This window comes from Methylobacterium sp. J-043 (genome assembly GCF_022829505.1).
GTDB lineage: Bacteria > Pseudomonadota > Alphaproteobacteria > Rhizobiales > Beijerinckiaceae > Methylobacterium > Methylobacterium extorquens_A.
In genome coordinates this window covers 1-303 of record NZ_JAKSYB010000050.1, presented here as the reverse complement: position 1 = coordinate 303, position 303 = coordinate 1, and the positions used below count along the sequence as shown (strand labels likewise).

Annotated in this window: 1 pseudogene; it reads left to right on the top strand. The window is 78.9% G+C overall.

Annotation, left to right across the window (positions count from 1 at the left end):
* Positions 1–292 (top strand): annotated as a pseudogene (locus MKK50_RS14265) (hypothetical protein); the annotation flags it as partial.
* Between the last annotated feature and the right edge of the window lie 11 nt (positions 293–303).

Sequence of the window (303 nt, the reverse complement as noted above, 5' to 3'; positions counted from 1 at the left end):
CTGCTCGGCGACCAAGCGCTCCGATCCCGACCCCATCCCGGCACTCGCGCGCTACGACGGCCCGCTGTGGCGGACCCTCCGCGCCGGCGACCCGGCGATCCGGCGGGCCCGCGTCGCATTCCTGTCGGCCCATTACGGCTTCCGCGCCGCGGCGTCTCCGATTGCCTCCCACGACGGCCGGCTGACCCCGGCCATCACGGCGTCGACGGGCTCCGCGGGCCGGCCCACGCGCTGCGCCAGGGCGCCCGCTCCGCCGCCGCCCGCCCCCTCCGGCCTGCCCGCCCCGTCCTAAACCGCTTCGCG